Raw genomic sequence first — 20,250 nt, 5'->3', positions numbered from 1 at the left:
CGTGGACTGCGTTTAAGCAGATAAGCCCCGATGCCTGACCCCTTGATCTGTGCCGGAGGGGGCTGCCGGCCTCCCACCGTACACAGGAATCCCCAACTCATGATCCGCAAGAACGTGCTTTCTCTCGCGCTGCTGGCTGGTTTGTCGGGTTTCACGGCCCTCGTCCCGGCTGCCGAAATGGGCGCCTCGTCCGTCACCGCCACCCCCGTGGCCAAGGCATTGGGCGGTGCCGAATTCGCCACGACCGGCAAGGCCGGCGCCATCCGTGCCGTCGATCTCGGACTGCCGGAACAGGCGGCATTCGCCGCAGTGGCCAAGCGTCGCGCCGAGCAGGCCAAGCATGGCCAACCGCTGGAGATCGGTTTCGCCCGCGGCGTCGGCCGCAACCGGATCGACCTCAACGGACTGAATTGGGAAACGCTGCCCGACGGTTCGCGCGGCGCCCGCTTCACGCTGACCTCGACCAACGCGGTGGCGCTGCGTGCCGGGCTGCAGCTGCGCTCGACGGGCAAGCTCGGGGGCGATCCTTCGGTGGTGACGCTGCGCTTCGCCGGCAACGATGGCCGCGTATTCGAGGAGACAGGCGGCGATTTCGCGAATGCGGACACGGGCTGGTCGCCGGTCGTGGCCGGCGACACGCTGACGGTCGAGATCGTGCTGCCCAAGGGCCAGCGTCCGAGCGGCCTCTCGCTCACCGTGCCGCAGCTCTCGCATCTGGACGTGGATCCGGCCGCGAGCACGCGTGACCTGGCGCGTGCGACCGGCGTCGGCGCGAGCGACTCGTGCGAGCAGGACATCGTCTGTCGCGTGAATCCGAGCGCCGGCTTCCTGGCGGCCAGCAAGGCGGTGGCACGCATGGTCTATACCTCCGGCGGCGGCTCGTATCTGTGTTCGGGCACGCTGCTGAACAACAGCAATTCGCCCAAGCGGCAGCTGTTCTGGACGGCGGCGCACTGCATCAGCACCTCGACTGTCGCCAGCACCTTGCAGACCTACTGGTTCTTCGACGCGACCGGCTGCAACAACGACACCGCCAATCCCAGCGCGGTGACGCTCACGGGCGGCGCCTACCTGCGCCATGCCAACACCACGCGCGACACCTCGCTGCTGGAACTGAAGAACGCGCCGCCCAGCGGTGCCGTCTACGCCGGCTGGAACAGCGCGGCCATCTCCTCCACCGGCACCGCGATCGAAGGCATCCATCACCCGGCTGGCGACCTGAAGAAATATTCGCTCGGTTCGGTGAATTCTCTGTCGAGCTCCATCGACGGCAAGTCGCCGTTGACCAAGGTGGTCTGGAGCGCGGGCGTGACCGAGGGCGGCTCTTCCGGCTCCGGCCTGTTCACCATCAACTCCTCGGGCACCTATCAGCTGCGTGGCGGCCTGTACGGCGGATATTCCTACTGCTCGGCGCCGCAGGATCCGGACTATTACTCGCGTCTGGACGGCGTCTGGTCGAGCATTTCGTCCTACTTCTCGCCGTAATTTCCGATACCGCTCCCTCTCGCGGAAATCTGGAGAGGGAGCGAGACCGGAGCCATCGCTTCAGCACGGAGACGCTGCGCGATTCCTCGCCGCGTCTCCTCTCTTCATCGCACTTCGAACTCGCCGACCAGCACCGTCTCGGCACGGTCGGACAGGCGCAGCGTCACTTTTTCGTCGTGCTGGCGCGGTGTCCCCCAGCCGGTAGTAAACGTCAGTGTCAGACTGGTCGCGCCGGTGACGATCTGTTCGCGATCGCCAAAATAGTTCGCCTCCACCTTGTACTTGCCCGGCTTGGCATCGCGCAGGACGAATTCCTCGGGGCCATAGCCGCCGGTGAAATCATCCGAGATCAGGCCGCCCTGATAGGTCAGCTGGTGGCCGTAGTAGCACTTCTCCCCGTTGGGATCGGTCACCCACAAGTCCATGTCGCTGTTGTCGCTGTCCCACCCCAGGACCACGCGCAGATCCAGCGGCATGTTGCGCAGCAGGCGGTGGTCAATGAAGGCGGTGTCCAGCGGCGTCGGACTGGTGGCCACGATGGCGTTGAGCTCGTTGAGCGCGACCAGTTCAACCTGATCGAAACGAGCGTCCCAGGCGCGGGACACGACTTCGTAGAGCCGTTCGATAGCGGCCTGCCGTTCTCCCGTGGCGGCCAGGGCCAGGCCGAGATCGCGATGGCTTTGCGGCTCCTCGTCTGCCAACGCCAGCACTTGCCGGAAAACCTGCACGGCCTGCGTCCAGGCCTTGGCCTGCATCAGACGGTATCCGAGCACGCGCAGGACATGGCGGTTTTCCAATTGCAGTTCGGCGAGATTGGAGAGAACGCGCAGCGCTTCGGCGCGACGGCCGCGTTCCAGCAGCAGGTCGGCGACGTCGAGATAGAACGCCGTGCTCTCGGCATGATCGTCGCGCTCATCGAGATAGAGGATGTAGATGCGGTCCGGCTTGGCCGCGCGCAGGCGTCTGGCGTATGCGGAATCCGGTTGCCAGGGTTGCAGGCGAATCATGGTGCCGCCGCCGGATTCGATGTCCTCCGGGGAGACTTTGGAACCGGTGACCACAATGCTGTCGAGTGTCATATTGCCGGCCGCGGCCGCTGGCGCCTCCATGGGAGCCGCCTGTGGCTCGGCCGCAGGCGCGGGAGCATAGGCATATCCATCGGCTTCCGGAGCCCGCGCGAGGCGCCTTCTCTCGTTGCTGGCTGGGCTCTTCGGAGGACTCCCCTTGGGGAATTTCTTTTCCCACCATGCGATGCGCTTGGCGAACAACTCGGCCACCGCTTCCAGATGCTCGCGACGCGATGTCTCACGCTCGCGGTCCCCGGTGTTGCGCAGCATCGCGACGGCCTCTCGCAATCCGGGCGGTGCCGGAATGTCGTAGGTGACATAGTCCTCCGCCGCTTCCAGCACCAGCAACGACGTGCCCGGTGTCACCAGGCCATAGTCCTGCCCTAACCTCGTGATCGTCGCGCGATTGGACTCCGGTTCCATGGCCAGCGCCGCGACACGCCAGCCTGCCCACAGCTGCGCCGCTTGCGGCGCCTCCGGCGCATCGCTCGAAATCGGCACGTCGATGGTCCGGAGCGGAACGCCACCGGCCTCCAGGGCCACGTGCAGGACGGCGGCGGGCTCGCTCAAACGCCCGGCGACGCGCAGCAGACCGCCTTCGGGGTGGATGGACTGCGTCTGCAGATCGGAAACGCCCTCGCCGCGAAGCCCGGCGACGCGGATGCCTTCTTCCAGCAGCGCCTTGTCTGCTGCCTCCAGCCCCGCGCGGCCTTGCCAGGCGATCAGGCGTCCTCCGCGTGCATCGGACAGCCCGGTCAGCCGGGCCGCGTCGGCCTGCGCACCGGCCGAACTCAGCGCATACAGCCGCTGACCCGGTGACAACTTGGGAAACGCGTCATCGCCATAGTTCTGCAGGCCGTCGCTGACCAGCAGGTATTCGCCGATGCCGGCTTGCGCAGACCAGTCGGAGAGATTGCTGGCACCGTCGTAGACGGCGGATTCCAGTACCTGGCGCAGCGCGGTCCAGCCGCCGTTGCGGATCTCGTAAGTGCCGCCGTCCTCTCCGACGTCGCGCAGCAGCCGCAAGGTGACGCGTCCATCGCCCATGGCGCGGAAATAGCGATCCAGCAGCGCGAATTCGCTCGCGCGATCGCGTTTGCGCGCCGATGCCGATGCATCCCAGAGCAGACCGACCGAATCCGGAATCGTCCGGCGTCGTTGCGCCGTCTGCGGCAACGGGATTTCCGCCAGGAAATGGCGCTCACCGGCGAATGCGGACGTATAGACCTGCGGCGAATCGACCGCCGGGAAATTGAGGGTCAACGGCATGCCGGCGCGGAAGGCGCTACGCCGCACTTCCGCGGCGTAGCCGCCCTGGACGCGCCGGAAAGGCACCGCATCGAAGCTGCCGCCGACAGTCGGCGCCGTCCGCGCGCCCGATGCCCGCACCTGCAGATCGAAGGACTCGGCGCCCGCGAGCAGTTGCACGGGCACGGCCATGCGCCAGGAATCGCCGTCGCGGTGCATCGCTTCGTCCAGCACGAGTCTCACTTGCCGCGTTCCATGCGGCGGCAGCGGATAGATGCGCAGCCTGAAATGATTTCCCGCCGTTTGCTCCAGCAGTGCCGGATCGACCTGGCGACGCTCGATGCTTTCGAAGACCTGCTGTCCCTTGTTCTTGGGGATCGGCACGGCATCGCGCATCACGCCATCGATGTCCAGGGCGAAACCGGTCACCTGCTGACCGGGCTGCAAGGGGAACTGCAGGGTGCCTTCGAGATCGCGCCCGTTCGGATTGTGGAGCGTCAACAGCAGCGTCGTGCGGGCGAAACTTCCGGAGGCGTCGATCGACACCTTGGCGGACTGCAGCCGCGGCTGTGTTTCCCCTTTCTCCAGGCCGTCGACCAGGACCAGCGGCGGTGCCTGGACATGCCCTTGAACGGCCGGCTGCTGAACGGCCTGTTGGGCGACGGCAGGCGTGCCGATGATCAAGGCGGCGCCGAACACGGCGATTCCCAATGGAACGATGAGGCGAAGCATGCGATTTCCCCCGACGATGGATTCCTTCCAACGCGCCACCCGGATCAATGGGGTTGGCGTGCTCCCTATATCGGACCTGCCGGCGCTCGACAACGACCAAACGCGACCTGCATCCGGCCGGCGACTATAACGTCAGGCGGCCTCGCCGCCGGCCAGCCGCGAAGCCGCGGCTTCGCGATGCACGATGATCAGCTGGATGGCATCGCCGCCGCGGTAGTCGTCCAGCGCAAGGCGATACGCGATGCGAATGCGGGACGGAGGCGGCGTGCCCGTCCAGCCGCCGAATTCGATGGCGTTGAGGCGAAGCGCGTCGAGTCCGAGCTCGAGCTTGAGGTGATGGGTGCCGACCGGGCGCCAGGCGAGCACGGTGAACTCGCCGTCGAAAACCGGTTCGGGAAAGCCCTGCCCCCAGATGCCCCCGTCGCGCAACGCCAATGCGTTCGCCGCGATAAAGGCGTCCGATGCCAGTTCGCCATCGCTGGCGATGATGTCGTGCAGCGATTCGGCATCGAGCAATTGCATGGCGCAGGCGGCGAAGGCCGCCTCGAAATCGGCAAGGTGCGCGAGCCGCAGGTTCAGGCCGGCGGCCATGGCATGACCGCCGAATCGTTCGATCAGGCCCGGATGCGCCGTATCGACCAGCGCCAAGGCATCGCGGATGTGGAATCCCGGAATGGAACGCGCGGAACCACGCAGCCATTCGCTGCCCGGTTCGCTCGGTGCGAATGCGATCACCGGGCGATGCAGGCGCTCCTTCATCTTGGATGCGACCAGGCCCACCACGCCGGGATGCCATTCGGCATCGAATAGGCAATGCGCGATGCGCGGCGTGTCGAGCCTGCCGGCCAGCGGCGCAAGCGCGGCTTCGGCCTCCTCCACCATCTGCTGCTGCACGGCGCGGCGCTCGGCGTTGATGCCGTCCAGCACACCGGCGAGTTCGCGCGCACGCGTCGCGTCGTCGCACAACAGGCACTCGATGCCGACCGCCATGTCCTCCAGCCGGCCGGCGGCATTGATGCGTGGAGCGATGGCGTAGCCGATGTCGGCGGTCGAGAGCGTGGCCGCCATGCGTCCGGAGACTTCGATCAACGCGCGCAAACCGGCGCTGCCCTGCCCCGCGCGCAAGCGCCGCAGGCCGGCCGCGACCAGCGCGCGGTTGCAGACATCCAGCGACACGAGATCGGCGACCGTGCCGACGGCGACGAGATCGAGCAGGCTGGTCAGATCCGCTCCATTGCCATCGAGCACACCGGCTTCGCGCAAGTGTTTCCTCAACGCCAGCAGCACGTAGAAGATCACGCCGACGCCCGCCAGCGATTTGCTAGGGAAGCCGTCGCCCACCTGGTTCGGATTGACGATGACGTCCGCCGGCGGCAGCGCTTCGCCCGGCAGGTGATGGTCGGTGACCAGGACGTCCCATCCCAGGGCTTTCGCCGCCTGGATGCCCGCATGGCAGGCGATGCCGTGATCGACGGTGACCAGCAGGTCGGGCTGCAATCCGGTCAGGTCTTCGACCAGGGCTGGCGATAGTCCGTAACCGTGCACGATGCGGTTGGGCACCGCATACGACACGCGTGCGGCGCCCAGCATGTGCAGGCCGCGCACGGCGGTCGCGCAGGCGGTGGCGCCGTCGCAGTCGAAATCGCCGACGACGAGGATGTGCCGGTTTTCAGCGATGGCAGTCGCGAGCAGCTCGACGGCACGATCGATGCTAAGCAGGCCGCTAGGCGCCGGTAATTGCGCCAGCTTCGGCTGCGCGCTGGCGAGATCGTGCGCACCACGTGCAGCGTAGACGCGCCGCAGCAGCGGCGGTACGTGCTCGGGCCATTCGTCGGCAACGGTGCAGTCACGGCGACGGATCGTGCGCAACGGCTTCATGGATCGCGCCGTGGAATGGATCGTAAATAGGCACCGCGCCAGAAACGCAGGCGATGCCAGCGGCCAAGCCGCAGCAGGTTGCCGTCTTCGTCGTCGAGTTCAAGATGATCGATCTCGCCCTTGTGGAGCGCGGTCAACGCCGGTCGCAGCCATTCGCGTTCCAGCCAGGCGAGATCGCGTGTAGCGGTGAGGTCGAAGACCAGATCGGCCGCGAGATCGTTGGAACCACCGGGATAGCGTGGCGGCAAGGCCTCGGCATCGCAGGCGTTCGCCGCCAGCGCGTGCGCGGTGGGATCGTCAGTGTAGATCGCGGTATGCCGGCTGCGCGTCTGCACGCCTTCGGTGGGCAGCGTGCCGCCGCCCCAGAACCACAGGCCGTTGATCGGCGGCTGTCCCTTGGCCGCGCGTTCCGCGTTCCAGGGATGGTTGTGCAGCACGATCTGCACTTCGTTGGCGAGTGCGCGCCAGCGGCGACTCTCGGGGCTGCTGTCGAGATGTTCGAACAGATCGTCGCCGAGCACGTCGCGCGGATCGGCGAATTCGGGAATCCTCGCCTCGCGCGGCAGCCGCAGGTACCAGCGGGCGGGCGTCGGTGCGTCGAGCAGAAAGCCGGCGTCGCCGAACAGGGGCTTCAGCGCGGGCAGCAGGGCATCGCAGTCCGACTGCGTGGGCAACAAGGCATCGCCATGCGCCATGAGCCGGACACCGTTGATGTCGGGACGCAGCCAGACAGGATCGGCGCGCAGCCAGGCCGCGCCCGCGGCGTCACCGACGTCGGCCTGGCGCGAAAGCGCCGCGATCGGCCAGCTGCCTTCGGGAAGATCGACGTGGCGGAGCAGTTGCGCGCGTCTGCCTGGGGCCTGTGATGGCAGGAAGTCGCCCCGCCCCAGTGCTGCGTCGCATTCGGCCGGCAGGCGCTGCGCGCCGAAGCGTGAGAAGGAGGGAAGCAGGAAGGTGATGCGTGCCATTATCAGGCGGTCGTTAGCCTTGTCGTTGCCATCCCTGGCGCTGCAATGTTGACTCCAGGCCGTCCGGCCCGGCGGTCCATGGCCGGGCGGTCCATGGCCGGGCGTTCGGAAGTGCGGCCCTCAGAGGCGTTGACGACGCCTCCTCGACCTTGAAGGCGTCCGCCAAACTCGCACTTCCTCACCCTCACCCGTAGGCGACCGCGACGATCTCGTATTCCCGCGTACCGCCCGGCGCTTCGATGGTGACGCTGTCGCCCTCGTGCTTGCCGATCAGCGCGCGCGCCACCGGCGAGGAGATCGCGATCAGGCCCTGCTTGATGTCCGCTTCCAGGTCGCCGACGATCTGGTAGCGCCGTTCTTCGTCGGTTTCCATGTCGGCCAGGGTGACGTTGGCGCCGAACACGATCTTCGAACCCGCATTCAGCGTCGACACGTCGATCACCTGCGCGTGCGACAGCTCCGCTTCCAACTGCTTGATGCGGCCTTCGATGAAGCCCTGCTGCTCGCGGGCGGCATGGTACTCGGCGTTTTCCTTCAGATCGCCGTGCGCGCGCGCTTCGGCGATCGCGTTGATCACGGCCGGACGCTGCACGCTCTTCAGTTCTTCCAGTTCCGCGCGCAGACGCTGCGCTCCCTGCGTGGTCAATGGCGCTCTCATGCTTGCTTCTTTTCCTCTTGCTTCAATTCTTCGTGCAATTCCTGCAGCGCCCACACCGGACCGCTGCCGCGATACTGCAGAGAATGCAGCAAGGCCTTGGCGCCGGCAATGGTGGTGGAATACGTCACACGTTGCTGTAGCGCCTCACGGCGGATCGAGAACGAATCGGCGATCGCCTGCTTGCCTTCCGTGGTGTTGACGATGTAGGCGATTTCGCCGTTCTTGATCAGATCGACCACGTGCGGCCGCCCTTCGGTGACCTTGTTGATCTGTTCACATTCCACGCCGTTCGCGCGCAGGAACGCGGCGGTACCGCCGGTGGCGACGAGCTTGTAGCCGCGCTGCACCAGATCCTGCGCCACCGGCAGGACGCGAGGCTTGTCCGGATCACGCACGGAGACGAAGGCCTTGCCGGTCGGCGGCGGCGTCTTGATGTTGGCCGCCTCCTGCGCGCGCGCGAACGCGGCGCCGAAGCTGCGGCCGACGCCCATCACCTCGCCGGTGGAGCGCATCTCGGGGCCGAGGATCGGATCGACGCCCTGGAACTTTGCGAACGGGAAGATCGCTTCCTTCACCGAGTGGTAGTTCGGCACGATTTCCTTGGTCGCGCCCTGCTCCGCCAGCGTCTTGCCCGCCATGCAGCGTGCCGCGATCTTCGCCAGCGGCAGGCCGGTCGCCTTGGAGACGAAGGGCACGGTGCGCGAGGCGCGCGGATTCACTTCCAGCAGAAAGATCGTCGGTTCGCCATCATCGTCGGCTTGCACCGCGAATTGCGTGTTCATCAGGCCGACGACGTTCAGCGCCTTGGCCAGCGCGATCACTTGTTCGCGCAGACGGTCTTGCACTTCCTTCGACAGCGAATACGGCGGCAGCGAGCAGGATGAATCGCCCGAATGCACGCCGGCCTCCTCGATGTGCTCCATCACACCGCCGATCAGCACCGCACCGGTCTTGTCGGCGATCACGTCGACGTCCACCTCGACCGCGTTGTCGAGGAAGCGATCGAGCAGCACAGGCGAATCGTTGGATACCTTGACCGCATCGCGCATGTAGCGCGCGAGGTCGGCATCGGCGTGCACCACTTCCATGGCGCGGCCGCCGAGCACGTAACTCGGGCGCACCACCAGCGGATAGCCGATCTCGCGGGCCAGCACCAGCGCTTCGTCCGGATTGCGCGCGGTGCGGTTGGGTGGCTGCTTCAGCTTGAGTGTCTCGACGAGCTGCTGGAAGCGCTCGCGGTCCTCGGCCAGGTCGATCGAATCGGGCGAGGTGCCGATGATCGGCACGCCGTTCGCTTCCAGTGCGCGCGCCAGCTTCAGCGGTGTCTGTCCGCCGTACTGCACGATCACGCCCTTGGGTTTTTCCAACTCGACGATCTCGAGCACGTCCTCGAGCGTGAGCGGCTCGAAATACAGGCGATCGGAGGTGTCGTAGTCGGTGGAGACCGTTTCCGGGTTGCAGTTGACCATGATGGTCTCGAACCCGTCCTCGCGCAGCGCCAGTGCGGCGTGCACACAGCAGTAGTCGAATTCGATGCCCTGCCCGATCCGGTTCGGGCCGCCGCCGAGCACGATGATCTTCTCGCGATCGCTCGGCTGCGCTTCGCACTCGTCCTCGTAGGTCGAGTACAGATACGCGGTGGTGGTGGCGAATTCCGCCGCGCAGGAATCCACGCGCTTGTAGACCGGCTTGATGCCATGCGCGCGACGCAGGGCGCGGATCGCCTTCTCGTCGGTCTGCGCCAGCTGCGCGAGACGCGCGTCCGAGAAGCCCATACGCTTGAGCTTGCGCAGGCGCTTGCCGTCGAGCGCGTCGACACCGGCGGCCGCGACCTCGCGTTCGCTGGCGATGATGCTCTCGATCTGGTCGAGGAACCACGGGTCGACGAACGACAGCCCGAACACTTCCTCCACCGACATGCCGGCGCGGAACGCATCGGCCAGATAGAACAGGCGCTCGGGACCGGCCTCCTTCACCTCGCGGCGCAGGACGGTCAGATCATCGTCGCTGGACAGGTCGAGACCGGTGGGGTCGAGCCCGACCTTGCCCGTCTCCAGCCCGCGCAGCGCTTTCTGCAGCGATTCCTGGAAGCTGCGGCCGATCGCCATCACCTCACCCACCGATTTCATCTGTGTGGTGAGGCGCGCATCGGCCTGCGGGAATTTCTCGAAGGCGAAGCGTGGAATCTTGGTGACCACGTAATCGATCGTGGGTTCGAACGACGCCGGTGTCAGGCCGCCGGTGATCTCGTTCTTCAATTCGTCCAGCGTGTAGCCGACGGCGAGCTTAGCGGCGACCTTCGCGATCGGAAAACCGGTGGCCTTCGACGCCAGCGCCGAGGAGCGCGAGACGCGCGGGTTCATCTCGATCACCACCACGCGCCCGGTCTGCGCGTTGATGCCGAACTGCACGTTGCTGCCGCCGGTATCGACGCCGATCTTGCGCAGCACCGCGATGCTGGCATCGCGCAACCGCTGGTATTCCTTGTCGGTGAGCGTCTGCGCCGGCGCCACGGTGATCGAGTCGCCGGTGTGGACGCCCATCGGATCGAGATTCTCGATCGAGCAGACAATGATGCAGTTGTCCGCGGTGTCGCGAACCACTTCCATCTCGAATTCCTTCCAGCCGAGCACCGACTCTTCCACCAGCACTTCGTGCACGGGCGAGAGCTCGAGGCCGCGCTTGACGATGTCCTCGAATTCCTCGCGGTTGTAGGCGATGCCGCCACCGCTGCCGCCGAGCGTGAACGACGGGCGGATGATGGTCGGATAGCCGACCTTGGCCTGGATCTCGACCGCCTGCTCGAATGATCTGGCGACCTCGGCCTTCGGGCATTCCAGCCCGATCTCCTGCATCGCCACGCGGAACAGTTCGCGATCCTCGGCCATGCGGATGGCTTCGCGCGAGGCGCCGATCAGTTCGACACCGTACTTCTCCAGCACGCCGTTGTCGGCGAGGTCGAGCGCGCAGTTGAGCGCGGTCTGGCCGCCCATCGTCGGCAGCAGCGCGTCGGGCTTTTCCTTGGCGATGATCTTCTCGACCATTTGCCAGTGGATCGGCTCGATGTAGACCGCGTCCGCCATTTCCGGATCGGTCATGATCGTGGCCGGATTCGAATTCACCAGCACCACCCGATAGCCCTCGTCGCGCAGGGCCTTGCAGGCCTGTGCGCCGGAGTAATCGAATTCGCAGGCCTGGCCGATGACGATCGGACCCGCGCCGATGATCAGGATGGTTTTGATGTCGCTGCGCTTTGGCATTGCATTCCTCAGGTACTGCGTTCTTGATACAAGCAGGCTTAATACATGCGGTTCTGCCACCGCTCGGGCGGCAGCCAGGTGATTTGTGTCTCGTCCTTGGTGTTGACCGCGCCGTTCTCGACGGCATTCATGACCTGATACTGCATCTGCCGCCAGGCCGTCGCCTCCGCGCCGATGCGGGCGCCGATACGGTTGTTGTGCGCATCCATGGCGCGGCTGTCGCTGCCCTCGCCGCCACGCTCCATCACCGCGGTCACCCACTCCACCCAGCGCGGTGATCCGGTGTAAGCGACCGTGGCGCTGGCGAGCGCATGACGATAGGCGTCGGAAGGGCCGTTGCGTCCGCCCGGAAGATTGGCCACGAACCAGTGCACGTACACCGTCGTGAACACGAAACACGGATAGGCGGCCAGCAGCAGTGCGACGAGCGCGAGCCACTTCAGGCGTTTCCAGCGCGGGCGCCGGTTGGCCGTCAAGCAGAGCGCTCCATCATCGTCACGAAGCGATCGAACAGCGGCGAGACGTCATGCGGGCCGGGCGAGGCTTCCGGGTGCCCCTGGAAGCTGAATGCCGGCGCGTCTGTCAGTGCGATGCCCTGGTTGCTGCCGTCGAACAGCGAACGGTGCGTGACGCGCACATTGGCCGGCAGCGTGGCCTCGTCGACGGCGAAGCCGTGGTTCTGCGAGGTGATCATCACGCGCTTGGAATCGAGGTCGATGACCGGATGGTTGGCGCCGTGGTGGCCGAATTTCATCTTCAGCGTCCGCGCGCCGGAGGCCAGGCCGAGCAACTGATGGCCGAGGCAGATGCCAAAGGTGGGGATCTTCTTCTCGAGGAAGCTGCGGATCGCGGCGATCGCATAGTCGCAAGGCTCCGGATCGCCCGGGCCGTTGGACAGGAACACGCCGTCGGGTTTCAGCGCCAGCACGTCCTCGGCGGAGGTCTGCGCCGGCACCACGATCACATCGCACCCGCGTTCGGCCAGCATGCGCAGGATGTTGCGCTTCACGCCGAAGTCGTAGGCGACGACCTTGAACTTCGCTTCAGCGCTCGCGAAGGTGTTGCGGTCGAGATCGAGCTGCCCGTCGCGCCAGGGATACGAACTGCGCGTGCTGACTTCCTTCGCCAGGTCCATGCCCTTCAGGCCCGGGAACTTGCGGGCGGCTTCGATCGCCTTGTCGACGTCGGCCTGCTCGATAGGCGCCGCGCTGGCCATCAGCGCGCCGTTCTGCGCGCCGCGGTCGCGCAGCAGGCGCGTGAGCTTGCGGGTGTCGATGTCGGCGATCGCCACCACGCCGCGCTGGCGCAGCCATTCCGGCAGCGCTACCTGGCTGCGCCAGTTGCTGGGGCGGCGCGGCACGTCGCGCACGATCAGGCCGGAGGCCCAGACCTTGCCGGCCTCGTCGTCCTGGTCGGTGCAGCCGGTGTTGCCGATGTGCGGATAGGTCAGCGTGACGATCTGACGGGCGTAGGACGGATCGGTGAGGATTTCCTGATAGCCGGTCATGGCGGTGTTGAACACCACCTCGCCCACGGAAAGACCGGGCGCGCCTACGGAAACGCCCTCGAAGACGGTGCCGTCTTCAAGCGCGAGGATTGCAGTTTCAATCACGGATTTCGCCTACGTCGGGTTGCAAGAAACCACCGAAGCGGCGCGGAACCGGTCCGGAGGCAGGGGGAATCAGGCGAGCGAGAATTGTACCTGCGACGGGGCCGCTTCGCCAGCGGTCCCGCGTAAAACGCCCAGGCGGCGTCTAAGCCACGGCAGCGGCGGTATTTCTTCCCGCTTGGGCATATTCCCACGCTCTCAGGCCGGTCTGGCGTGCCGTCGCCACCGTGGGCGGGTGGCGGATACTGTGCCGGGAGAGATAGACACGTCAGGCGGTGGTGTGAACGAGACAGAAAACCTTTACGCGCCGCCGCGTGCCGCCCTCCGCCACCGGCTTCCGGTCGATCCGAAGCGTGGCTCGCTTGCCGCAGGTATCGGGTTGTTCTTCTTGTGTCTGCTCGCTGGCGGCGTGATCACGTATGTGGCGGGTAGCGCGTTGGCGGCAGCATTGCCCGAAGTGATTCATCCGCGCCGTGTTTCCACGCTGACACTGCTGTTGCCGTGGCCCGCGGCCTACGCGCTCGGCATCGGCTTGGTGATCAAGGACCGAACACGGACCGCGTTAGGAATGTTGATCGGCTTTGGGATCCTGGCTGCGATCCTATCGGTGCTGTTGGGCGTTGCAATTTTCGTTTCCGCTCCGGATTGACGCGATGCTCTGACGAATCCAGCCGCGATTGCCGGACACTACAGCAAATCACGCAGCCGATATTGCCCCGCGACACGCCCCGCCAGCCCAACGGCGGCATGCAACGCGCCACGCGCGAAGATGTCACGATTGCTGGCGCGATGGATCAGTTCGATCCGCTCGCCGGTGGCGGTGAACTGAACGGTGTGCTCCCCGACGATGTCACCGGCGCGCAGGCTGGCGTAGCGCGGCTGCGCCCCGCCCCGCTCCGCCGCGATGCCGAGCGCGAGCGCGGTGCCGGAGGGCGCGTCCTTCTTCTGCGTGTGGTGGGCCTCGACGATGTCGCAGTCCCAGCCGCGCAGCGCCGAGGCGGCGCGTTCGACCAGTTCCTCGAGCACGGCGACACCCAGACTGAAATTCGCCGCCCACAACACCGGAATGCGGACCGCCGCCGCCTGCAGGTCCGTACGCTGCGCTTCCGACAGGCCGGTAGTGCCCGAGACGAAGCCGGTGCCACGGCTCGCGCACAGGGCGAGGATCGCGTCGAAGCCTTCCGGCAGGCTGAAATCGATGGCGACGTCGAATTCCGGCACGCCGGACAGCTCCGACGCCGAGAAACACGGGACGCCATCGACGACACGCTGTGCGGGGGAACGCGCCGACACCGCGGCGACGATGCTGCAATCCTGGCGCGCGGCACCGAGACGTAACAGGGATTGCCCCATGCGCCCGGACGCGCCATGGATCAGGATTCGGACGGGTTCGCTCATTCGAGCAGGCTAACGGCGCGCGTGCGGTCCGGCAAGCACGTCGCCAGATACCGCCATCATGGCCGGGAAACAGGCTGTGCCGAGAGCGCGTGGAAGCGCTGCACTGACGTCTCGCTGACGCGCAATCGACTCAATCGCCATCGGCCTCGCAGGACTTCCGCGCAAACCCGCTTCCAACCCGAATGTGGCGCTGCCTTGCCGATGCCGGCGATTCCCGCGCCACGCACCTGCGCGCATTGCACACGCAGGCGGCCCGCGACGATGTGGCGCAGCACCTGCTTGACGCTCATCCGCAGGCTGGCACGCAATTCGCGCAGGCTCCAGCCTTCCACGACTCGGGCGCTCAGTCTCAGGCGATGCAGCTTGCAACGCAGCGCACGTTCGCTGCGTCGTAGCGCATGGCTCAACTGTTCCACGGTGCGGGTTCCTGCACGGGCTTGAAGGTAGCGAAGTTCGCCTACACTCCAACGCCGCCGTCGTGGCATCGAAGAAACGCGTGGAGTATTCGTACTGCTTGCCGGAGATTCCCGAGGCATGGCTCCCCCTGTCCCTGGAGCAAAGCGCGAAACCGTATTGCTGGCCGGTAGTCATACGCTTGGGAATGACGGCGCGTTGTGACATCACTGGCAAAAATTCGTGTTTGCCACGGATTCCCTGCCTCCCCTCCCGACCTGCCGTCCTGATGAGACATTTCATCGCCCATGAAATTTTTTTAGCGCTTTGAAGCGACAGGATTTTTCGTGACTTTCGCGCGGGTTTTCAGTTGCCCCCCGGCACGGCCTGCCTATGTTGGATCGCCCCCATCCGTGCCGTATCCAAGAGGCAACCGACATGACAGCACCCGCGAAACAAACCCGTAGCACTCTCGCCGTGACGATCCTCACAGGCGTGCTCGGCATTCTTCCGTCCATGCAGGCACATGCCATCATCCTGAATGAAGAAGGCCACACGGCCGGTGCGCAATGCGCCGCCAATGACGTGGCCGACAATGGCATCGCGGTCGGCACATGCAGCCCGGCCAATGGCAATGGGCCCAGCGTTCCCTGGGTGTCGCTGATAGTCGGTTTCGAAACTCCGTTGCTTCCCCTGGCGCAAGGTCAAAGCTGCTCGGCTGGCGGCATTACCGCTTCCGGCCTGATCGTGGGGTCCTGCGTCGATGAAACGGATATCGGCATGGCGGTCACCTGGGAGGCCGCGGCCCCCGGCGATGCGCCGACGGAACTCAGGCCCCTGCAAGGCATCCTCGGCATTCTGGCCGACGCCAGCTCGAGCGTGACCGCCCATAACCAGGCCGGCGCCGTGGTGGGCGAAAGCCTGAGCGGGACAGCCAAGGCCACTGCGGTCATCTGGTTGCCGGGCAGCAATACTGCCATTCCGGTGTCCACCGCCGCCGACAACTGCATCGCCATGGACGTGAATGACAGCCTGATCAATGGTCGCCCCAGCGTGGCGCTGAATTGCCCCAGCGGCGGTATCTTCCAGGGCAAGGTCGCCCAGGCCAATGGCCTGCTCGCCGGCTATGTGATCACCAGCCTGCCGCGTCCGGCGGGCGCCACATTCTGTACCGTGAGCGCGATCAATGACGCGAATCAGGCCTTGGGCACCTGCCATTTCCCCGCGCCGGATGTTCCCGTCACCGCATTCTGGTCCAGTCCCAGCAGCGCGCCGGAACTGCTCGATGATTTGCAAGACAGTCCGCTCAATCGCGGCAAGTACCTCAACAATGCCGGACATGCGGTGTTCGTCTACCGCACGGCCCAAGGTCATCGTGGCGTTGGTTTCTGGGATCCCGCGACGGACGATCTCAGCCTGATTTCACCGATCTCCGGCGGCACCCGGGTGAGAGCGACCGGCTTGGCCAATGACGACACCGTGGCGCTCGTCAGCGAGAACGCCGACGAAAACCTGCAGGCGGCGATCTGGACGCCGACCGGCGGCACCGAGGCCATCGACTTGTTCGAGGGCGGCAAGGTCAGCGGATTGCAGGGGATTTCGCCGAACGGCGACTGGGTGGTCGGTGTCGCCGAAGACGGTGCGCACAACACCAATGCGGTCTACGCGCTACTCCCGTGATTCGCGCGAACACTATCAGGAGACGAATCAAATGAAACGACGGTTTCCATCCGCGGCCCTGCAATGGGGCGGCCTATCCGCTGGCCTGATTCTGGGATTCTCTGCGAGTCCCGCCAGCGCGTTTTATGTAGATAACGAGGAAGCCTATGAGGCTCTATTGAAGCGTCAAGACCCAAGCGCAGAGGATTTAGAGGAAAGCCTGGGCGCAGTGGGCGCCGAAGCAAGCGACGATAGGATCAAACTCCTGCTCGCGGAGGCCCATGGCCAGGATATGAAGGAGCACACCGACGACGACGGCGAATCGGATGATGCGCCGACGTGGTGATTCAGGCTTGATATCGCCATTGCGCGAGAAACCGTGCCGTCTTCACTACGTCACGCTTGCTGGCGGGTACGCCGCCAGCAAGCGCGCTGTTCCTTCCCGTGATCACTGATAGACGACTTGCGCCTTCAGGTTCGGCAACACCTTCTTGGTGAATTCCTGGTAGGCCTTGTTGAAGGCCGGCGTGCAGGTCGCACCCGGCGTGCGGTCGTCGAAGATGCGCTTGACCTTCAGCACGTTGTCTTTCAGTTCGTAGGTCGCCTTGTAGTCGAGCGCGTCGCCCGCCACGGCCAGGTCCGACGGGACCGCGACCACCTTCACCTGCTCCGGGAATTCGTAGACGTACTCCTCCTCGGAATAACCGCTCACGCAAGTCGTCTCGTTCTTCTCGTCGATCTCGCCGGTGGCCGCGTTGGCGAAGTGCGCGACCGAGGAGATGTTGAAGAAGGCGGGCGCAATGCGGAAGGCGCCGGGGATCGGCAGCATTTCCTTCACCTCGAACTCGCTGCTGTAGCTGTAGGTGTCGAGCAGCGGCTTGGGGTCATCGGATGTGAACGTGCCACTGGCGATGAGCCCCATGTTCTGGAAGAAGTTCTTGGTCACGTCCTTGTAGGTGTCCTTGGACACGTCGCGGAACCCGGCGCGGGCCGCGATCGCGTACATCCCGTTCAATTCCACCTTGACCTTGCCGGTGACCGATCCGTCCGCCTGGATCTTCAGCACCGTGCTCATGCGCTGCCGGTTGCTGCCCAGCGGCCACGCCGGTGTGCGGGCTTCCTTGCGTTCGCCGCCGACCGGCAGGATGGGTTTTCCTGCGCTCTGGATGGGCAGCATGCCGAACGGAATGCCCTTGGCGGTGGCATCGGCGTACAAGTCCAGCGACGGGATGTAGTTGAAGACGTGGTTGACCATCGAGGCCACCGGGATTTTCGGCAGCGTGTAGAGGTTGCCGGAGTTGATCAGGTCCTGTTCGCTCGAAATGCCCTTGGCCGCGAGCAGTGCCTGCAGCAAGGTCGCATGGTCCTTGCAGTCGCCCATCTTGTTGTCGAGGATGAAATCGAGATCATGCGGCACGACCGCGCCGAGGCCGATGCAGTTGCCGGCGTAGGTGATGTTGGTCGATACCCACTCGTACAACGCCTTGGCGACATCGCGCGGCTGCTGCTTGCCGGCGGTGATCTCGTCGGCGAGCTTCTGGATGCGGGGCGTCACCGCGGCCTTCGGCAAGGCGCGCTTGCCGTAGGCGTCGGCGATGTCGGCATAGCTGCCGAAAGTGGAATAAGCCACCGCGATGCTCTTTTCGATGTCGTAGATGGCAGCCGCGTCGTCCTTGTTCTTCTTCGGCGCGGTGTTGCTGTACGACCATTCCAGCAATCTGCGGCCGTTCTTGGTTTCGTCGCGGGTTTGCTTCAGATTCCAGGCCTGGTATTGCGCCTGCAGCGAAACGGGCGCGTCGATGCTGATCTTCCCGTCGCCGTAGTAGGTGTCGCTGGAGAAACCGTCGACGACGGAGAATTGGCCGTCGAACATCGGCTGGCTGGCGACAAGCTTGTAGGAGAAGACCACCGTGTCGCCAACGGCGAGTTCCGGGAAGACCACGGTGAGTGAGCTGTGGTCGGAAAACACAGGTCCACCGTCGTCCTTGCCGCCGTTGGTCTGCACCTGGTAGTTCGACTTGGGCACGTCGATGCGGCGGCCGTCCGGCTTGAGCGTGTAGGCCTGCAGCACCTCGGCTTTCTGGATGCTGGTGCTGTAGCTGATCGAGGCTTCCTTCACCGCCTCCAGCGCCTGCTCCTTGAGCACCTTCAGCGCCCACTCGCGCTGTTCGACGTAGGAACCGTCGGCATTGACGATGTAAGCGGTGTGATCGCGTTCGTTCTGCACGAAACGCTCGGGCGCCTCTTCCTCGGCGACAGCATTCGCATTGAATGCGTACAGCATGGCGAGCGCCGCCAGCAGTTGGCGGCCCGATAGGTGTTTCAACATAAATCCCCCGTAGAGACGAATCCTTCGCCTGTTCAGTGGGAAATCCTACCGGAAAACCGGTACGGGACGTGCCCTCACGAATCGGCGGTATGATCCGGCGCTGACAGGGGCCGATTTCGCAACCGTTGCCGGAGTTGCCGATCGCTATGCTGCTGGATCCTGCTCGTCTCGATCATCCGGATGTCCAGGTCGCCACGGCGCCGTTCGCGTTCATGATCGCGCCGGCGCAGTTGCCGGAGGCCGAACGCGGCGCCCTTGCCGCCGATTTCCCGCGCTATCGCTGCGCCGGTTTCTTTCCGTACCAGGACGAGGATTGCGGAAGCTCGATGCGGGCACTGGTGGCCGAGATGACATCGCCGGCATTTGCGGATGCCCTGGGGGCCAGGCTTGGGCTGGGACGGCTGTCCGAGCATCCTGCGATCGTCACGGTGAGCGACGCCGTCAACCGGCGCCACGGCACGATCCATACCGACAGCAAGTCGAAGATCGCCACCGCCCTGCTCTATCTCAACGAGGATTGGCCGCGGACCAGCGAGGGCTGCCTGCGCTTCCTGCATCGCGGTGACGACATCGAATCGCTGGCAGCGCCGGAGATCCGGCCGGTGTACGGCATGCTGGTGGCGTTCCGGCGTGCGGACAATTCCTGGCACGGGCACCTGCCGTTCGAAGGCGAGCGCCGGGTGATCCAGGTGGCGTGGCTGACCAGTGCGGAGGAGTTGCAGCGCAAGAATCGCCGGGGGCGGTTCTCGCGCTTGGTGAAGAAGATCGCGGGTTCTCTGGATGCCCGCTGGGGCGCGCGGCGCGGTGTCAATGCGCGCCACGATTGAGGCAAGCATACCCAGGACTACTTAAAAGTCCGACTTGTCGCTCCCTTCTTCTTCAGACTGTCGATCCTGCGCCCCCTTTCCAACACGCCTGTCTGGCCTTTTTGGCTTCTTCTCTCCAAAGGCAGCACGCCTCTTCCCTACTTTCGCTGGAAGCCCATACGGGATGATGGGATGCCCAATTCTGTCGAGGAAGAACTGATCTGGCATCGATCTAGCCGCGGCTAGCACTAGCTGGGTTTCGTGTCCAATCTTCTCATTGACAAGACTTAGCATCGCTTGGGCAAGGTCTAAGAATGCTTGAACTTCGTCTGGCGCGAGATAAGTGCGGCGCCCATTCGATGGAGCAACACTTTGAACAAAACATCGTCCATCGTCGCCCACTTCAACCAATGCATCGACACGCAACTCCTCAAACGTGTTAACAGAGTGCGCTATAAACTTATCGCGGAAATCCTTGAAGAAGGAATTCCAACGCTTAAGCTCATCCGGCAATCGGGCCACAAGATCAGAGACTCCTACCGATCTTGCACCTGGACCTCCAATACGACCGTAGGAAACGGCGGCAGCCTTGGTGAGAGCTGCACGAGCATATGGTTCTGCTAACGCCGGGTCGATCGAATCTCGCAACATGAAGCAATACTGCTGCACGTCGAGAAGATCTATCTGAATGCTGAGAAGCTCAGCAAGTCTTTGCGCTTCGGGTTGCGAAAAATCCACCCGTTCCACAGTACCCATGGCC

General features: G+C 64.8%; 16 protein-coding genes. 5 read left to right on the top strand and 11 right to left on the bottom strand.

The genetic code is table 11. From position 1 onward, the window contains the following. The first annotated feature begins 99 nt into the window (after window positions 1–99). A complete protein-coding gene (locus AC1RNP_RS06720; RefSeq protein WP_493050490.1) occupies window positions 100–1,485 on the top strand; it encodes a trypsin-like serine peptidase in 1,386 nt (461 codons plus the stop codon). Window positions 1,486–1,589: 104 nt separating this feature from the next. Here the strand turns inward: AC1RNP_RS06720 and AC1RNP_RS06715 are convergent, their stop codons facing one another. From AC1RNP_RS06715 to carA, 7 genes are all read right to left on the bottom strand, one after another. Continuing rightward, window positions 1,590–4,532 (bottom strand): DUF2135 domain-containing protein, encoded by a 2,943-nt coding sequence (locus AC1RNP_RS06715; RefSeq protein WP_493050489.1) that lies wholly within the window; start codon window positions 4,530–4,532, stop codon window positions 1,590–1,592. A 132-nt stretch (window positions 4,533–4,664) separates the two neighbouring features. Further along, window positions 4,665–6,410, bottom strand: a complete 1,746-nt coding sequence (gene recJ / locus AC1RNP_RS06710; protein ID WP_493050488.1) for a single-stranded-DNA-specific exonuclease RecJ — start codon at window positions 6,408–6,410, stop codon at window positions 4,665–4,667. Next, the gene (locus AC1RNP_RS06705) at window positions 6,407–7,378 is read right to left on the bottom strand and encodes a phosphoglycerate mutase (RefSeq protein ID WP_493050487.1); all 972 of its coding nucleotides are present in this window, start codon (window positions 7,376–7,378) and stop codon (window positions 6,407–6,409) included. The genes recJ and AC1RNP_RS06705 overlap by 4 nt, the downstream gene beginning before the upstream one ends. A gap of 184 nt (window positions 7,379–7,562) precedes the next feature. After that, window positions 7,563–8,036 carry a transcription elongation factor GreA gene (gene greA / locus AC1RNP_RS06700; RefSeq protein WP_493050486.1) on the bottom strand — a complete coding sequence of 158 codons (474 nt, stop codon included), beginning with the start codon at window positions 8,034–8,036 and terminating at the stop codon, window positions 7,563–7,565. Beyond that, complete coding sequence (gene carB, locus AC1RNP_RS06695) at window positions 8,033–11,296, bottom strand: carbamoyl-phosphate synthase large subunit (RefSeq protein WP_493050485.1); 3,264 nt, start codon at window positions 11,294–11,296, stop codon at window positions 8,033–8,035. Before carB ends, greA begins: the two co-directional genes overlap by 4 nt. A gap of 38 nt (window positions 11,297–11,334) precedes the next feature. Further along, a complete protein-coding gene (locus tag AC1RNP_RS06690; RefSeq protein ID WP_493050484.1) occupies window positions 11,335–11,772 on the bottom strand; it encodes a DUF6973 domain-containing protein in 438 nt (145 codons plus the stop codon). Next, a complete protein-coding gene (carA, locus tag AC1RNP_RS06685; RefSeq protein WP_493050483.1) occupies window positions 11,769–12,908 on the bottom strand; it encodes a glutamine-hydrolyzing carbamoyl-phosphate synthase small subunit in 1,140 nt (379 codons plus the stop codon). Before carA ends, AC1RNP_RS06690 begins: the two co-directional genes overlap by 4 nt. Window positions 12,909–13,185: 277 nt before the next feature. On the opposite strand from carA, the gene AC1RNP_RS06680 reads away from it, so the two are divergent. Beyond that, on the top strand, window positions 13,186–13,554 hold the full coding sequence (locus tag AC1RNP_RS06680) for a hypothetical protein (RefSeq protein ID WP_493050482.1): 369 nt from the start codon (window positions 13,186–13,188) through the stop codon (window positions 13,552–13,554). Between the two features lie 38 nt (window positions 13,555–13,592). Here the strand turns inward: AC1RNP_RS06680 and dapB are convergent, their stop codons facing one another. Both dapB and AC1RNP_RS06670 read right to left on the bottom strand, forming a co-directional pair. Next, the gene (gene dapB, locus AC1RNP_RS06675; protein WP_493050481.1) at window positions 13,593–14,303 is read right to left on the bottom strand and encodes a 4-hydroxy-tetrahydrodipicolinate reductase; all 711 of its coding nucleotides are present in this window, start codon (window positions 14,301–14,303) and stop codon (window positions 13,593–13,595) included. A 56-nt stretch (window positions 14,304–14,359) separates the two neighbouring features. Then, window positions 14,360–14,719, bottom strand: a complete 360-nt coding sequence (locus AC1RNP_RS06670) for a hypothetical protein (protein ID WP_493050480.1) — start codon at window positions 14,717–14,719, stop codon at window positions 14,360–14,362. Between the two features lie 370 nt (window positions 14,720–15,089). Between AC1RNP_RS06670 and AC1RNP_RS06665 the strand changes: the two genes are divergently transcribed. Beyond that, complete coding sequence (locus AC1RNP_RS06665) at window positions 15,090–16,376, top strand: hypothetical protein (RefSeq protein WP_493050479.1); 1,287 nt, start codon at window positions 15,090–15,092, stop codon at window positions 16,374–16,376. A 31-nt stretch (window positions 16,377–16,407) separates the two neighbouring features. Further along, entirely contained in the window at window positions 16,408–16,701 is a 294-nt protein-coding gene (locus AC1RNP_RS06660) for a hypothetical protein (RefSeq protein WP_493050478.1), read from the top strand. A gap of 102 nt (window positions 16,702–16,803) precedes the next feature. Here AC1RNP_RS06660 and AC1RNP_RS06655 read toward each other — a convergent pair whose 3' ends face one another. Further along, window positions 16,804–18,684, bottom strand: a complete 1,881-nt coding sequence (locus AC1RNP_RS06655) for a DUF3857 domain-containing transglutaminase family protein (RefSeq protein ID WP_493050477.1) — start codon at window positions 18,682–18,684, stop codon at window positions 16,804–16,806. 146 nt (window positions 18,685–18,830) lie between these two features. On the opposite strand from AC1RNP_RS06655, the gene AC1RNP_RS06650 reads away from it, so the two are divergent. After that, on the top strand, window positions 18,831–19,511 hold the full coding sequence (locus AC1RNP_RS06650; RefSeq protein WP_493050476.1) for a 2OG-Fe(II) oxygenase: 681 nt from the start codon (window positions 18,831–18,833) through the stop codon (window positions 19,509–19,511). A gap of 21 nt (window positions 19,512–19,532) precedes the next feature. Here AC1RNP_RS06650 and AC1RNP_RS06645 read toward each other — a convergent pair whose 3' ends face one another. Continuing rightward, window positions 19,533–20,246 (bottom strand): hypothetical protein, encoded by a 714-nt coding sequence (locus tag AC1RNP_RS06645; protein WP_493050475.1) that lies wholly within the window; start codon window positions 20,244–20,246, stop codon window positions 19,533–19,535. Window positions 20,247–20,250 lie beyond the last annotated feature (4 nt).

Source organism: Luteimonas sp. GW821-FHT14E02, from assembly GCF_058803905.1.
The sequence above is the reverse complement of the archived record's forward strand: the minus strand, read 5'-3'. Positions and strand labels throughout refer to the sequence as shown.

Bases quoted from the DNA above. Each gene is read 5' to 3' on its own strand.
- greA (WP_493050486.1), bottom strand. From the start codon at position 8,036: ATGAGAGCGCCATTGACCACGCAGGGAGCGCAGCGTCTGCGCGCGGAA.
- AC1RNP_RS06655 (WP_493050477.1), bottom strand. From the start codon at position 18,684: ATGTTGAAACACCTATCGGGCCGCCAACTGCTGGCGGCGCTCGCCATG.
- AC1RNP_RS06715 (WP_493050489.1), bottom strand. From the start codon at position 4,532: ATGCTTCGCCTCATCGTTCCATTGGGAATCGCCGTGTTCGGCGCCGCC.
- AC1RNP_RS06705 (WP_493050487.1), bottom strand. From the start codon at position 7,378: ATGGCACGCATCACCTTCCTGCTTCCCTCCTTCTCACGCTTCGGCGCG.
- AC1RNP_RS06650 (WP_493050476.1), top strand. From the start codon at position 18,831: ATGCTGCTGGATCCTGCTCGTCTCGATCATCCGGATGTCCAGGTCGCC.
- AC1RNP_RS06665 (WP_493050479.1), top strand. From the start codon at position 15,090: ATGTTGGATCGCCCCCATCCGTGCCGTATCCAAGAGGCAACCGACATG.
- dapB (WP_493050481.1), bottom strand. From the start codon at position 14,303: ATGAGCGAACCCGTCCGAATCCTGATCCATGGCGCGTCCGGGCGCATG.
- recJ (WP_493050488.1), bottom strand. From the start codon at position 6,410: ATGAAGCCGTTGCGCACGATCCGTCGCCGTGACTGCACCGTTGCCGAC.
- AC1RNP_RS06720 (WP_493050490.1), top strand. From the start codon at position 100: ATGATCCGCAAGAACGTGCTTTCTCTCGCGCTGCTGGCTGGTTTGTCG.
- carB (WP_493050485.1), bottom strand. From the start codon at position 11,296: ATGCCAAAGCGCAGCGACATCAAAACCATCCTGATCATCGGCGCGGGT.
- AC1RNP_RS06645 (WP_493050475.1), bottom strand. From the start codon at position 20,246: ATGGGTACTGTGGAACGGGTGGATTTTTCGCAACCCGAAGCGCAAAGA.
- AC1RNP_RS06660 (WP_493050478.1), top strand. From the start codon at position 16,408: ATGAAACGACGGTTTCCATCCGCGGCCCTGCAATGGGGCGGCCTATCC.